Source organism: Anaerotignum lactatifermentans, assembly GCF_014982935.1.
Classification (GTDB): Bacteria; Bacillota; Clostridia; order Lachnospirales; family Anaerotignaceae; genus Anaerotignum; species Anaerotignum lactatifermentans.
In genome coordinates, this window is the sequence record NZ_JADCKK010000120.1 from 1 (window position 1) to 1,844 (window position 1,844).

At 45.7% G+C, this 1,844-nt stretch carries 3 protein-coding genes; all 3 read right to left on the minus strand.

The features are described from left to right. A partial coding sequence (locus INF29_RS14110; RefSeq protein ID WP_193487354.1) for a recombinase family protein occupies window positions 1-302 on the minus strand: 302 nt, incomplete at its 3' end. A gap of 3 nt (window positions 303-305) precedes the next feature. After that, window positions 306-1,226 (minus strand): recombinase zinc beta ribbon domain-containing protein, encoded by a 921-nt coding sequence (locus INF29_RS14880; RefSeq protein WP_243184190.1) that lies wholly within the window; start codon window positions 1,224-1,226, stop codon window positions 306-308. Then, complete coding sequence (locus INF29_RS14885) at window positions 1,192-1,758, minus strand: recombinase family protein (protein WP_243184191.1); 567 nt, start codon at window positions 1,756-1,758, stop codon at window positions 1,192-1,194. The genes INF29_RS14880 and INF29_RS14885 overlap by 35 nt, the downstream gene beginning before the upstream one ends. Between the last annotated feature and the right edge of the window lie 86 nt (window positions 1,759-1,844).

Sequence of the window (1,844 nt, forward strand, 5' to 3'; positions counted from 1 at the left end):
TCCGCTCGTTCCTTTCTCCGGTTCTGGACTCGCTGAAACAATGCTTCCTCTATCATTTTGGGATAGAAACCATCCCCCAGATATTTTTTGTTTTCCAGTATCTTTCCCACCATACAGCAATGCCAGATGGCTTTTTGGTTTGCTGTTAGGATGCCTTTTGCTGTTAGGTCTTTTGCGATGGCGTTGCAGGATGCCCCATTGTCATAAGCCTGATAAATGTTTTGCACCACCTGACTGGTTTCCGGGTCTATCTGCGCTTTTCCCTGCACCACGCAATAGCCCAAGGGGATATGTCTTTGCATCCATCAACGCTCCTTTCTATATACTTCCGCTAAAATCAGCCCATTTTTTAATTGAAACTCCAAGCGATTTTCATATACCATCACCTGCTCCACGATCAGCGTAAAGGCTTCTTCCTGAAGTGTTTCCATGACCTTAGGACGCAGCCGAAAGACCGCCATCAGATATTCTGTCTGGGCAATTTCTTCCTCAAAGATGCCTTTGTCCTGCAATTTTCTCAGGTTTCGTCGGGCTGTTTCCAGCTCCTGCTCCAGTGCATTTCGCTTCTCGATAAAAATGGCAGCGTCCATGCTCCCTTCCGAAAGAACTTTCTGAAGCATCTGACACTGCCATTGGATTTCCTGTATTCTGTTTTTCCATTGTTCCTGTTCTTTTTGCCCGTCCTCTGGCGCTGCTTTCAGGGCAGACAGAAGGGGGAGAAAAATTTCTTCATAAGCTCCTGCCAGACGATTCCACAGATGCACAAAGACTTCTTGGATGACCTCTTCCCGAACAGCTTTCTGATCGCACTTTGTCATATCCTGCAAATGCTGTTTACAGCACCACTGGACTGCTTCATAAGGCTTTCCCATATAAATTTTCTGTCGGCGAAAGGTGTTTCCGCATACGCCGCAGCGGATACGACCGCTGAATACATATCGGTTTAGGGAAGACGCCTTATTTTTGGCTGACTGGCTGCGGTATTCATAAATCTGACGCACCGCTTCCGCTCCTTCCTTGGTGATAATGGGCGGATGGTTTTCGGTAATCAGATATTTGGGATATGTACCATGATTATGTTTTCGTGTAAAGGGCAGACAAGAGGTGCTGTATGTCTTTTGATAAATGAGATTCCCTTCGTAGACGGGATTTAAGAGGATCTCCTGCACCACAACTTCATGCCATTTCCCCTTATTCCGTATGGTCGAGATGCCTTCTGCCTGCAATTCTTTGGCAATGGTATAGCAGCCTTTCCCCCCCCAGATACGCCTCGAAAATCCTGCGTACCACTTTGGCTTCTTCCAGCTGTATCACCAATTCCCCATTCTCGCCTTTTTCGTAGCCATAGGCAGGTGTTGAGATTTTATAAGTGCCGTTTTGAAACCGACGCTGTACCGCCCATTTGCTATTGGCAGAAATATTTTCCGCTTCACTTTGGGCAATGGAACTGAGTATGGTCAGCAACTGTTCGCTTTTTTCCGAAAACGTGCTGATTTTCTCTTTCTCGAAGTAGACTTCCACACCCATGTCTTTCAGCATACGAATGGTACTGATACTGTCTACGGTGTTTCTGGCAAAGCGAGTGATGGATTTTGTGAGGATCAAATCGATCTTCCCCTGTTTGCAGTCCTGTATCATTTGCAGGAACTGCTCCCGATAGGTCAATTTTGTACCGCTTTGGGCTTCGTCCGCATAAATGCCTGCCCATATCCAATGTTCTTTTAGTACCATATAAGTGTAAGAGATAAAGCATATCATTTGTGCTTTACCCTCTGCACTTATTTTTTTATGATAAGGGAGTAATTGGTCTGGCGAGGCTCTTTTTGGATTAATCACATCCGTCA

Excerpts from the sequence above, each read along its gene's own strand:
- INF29_RS14885 (WP_243184191.1), bottom strand. The coding sequence starts at position 1,758 with ATGATATGCTTTATCTCTTACACTTATATGGTACTAAAAGAACATTGG.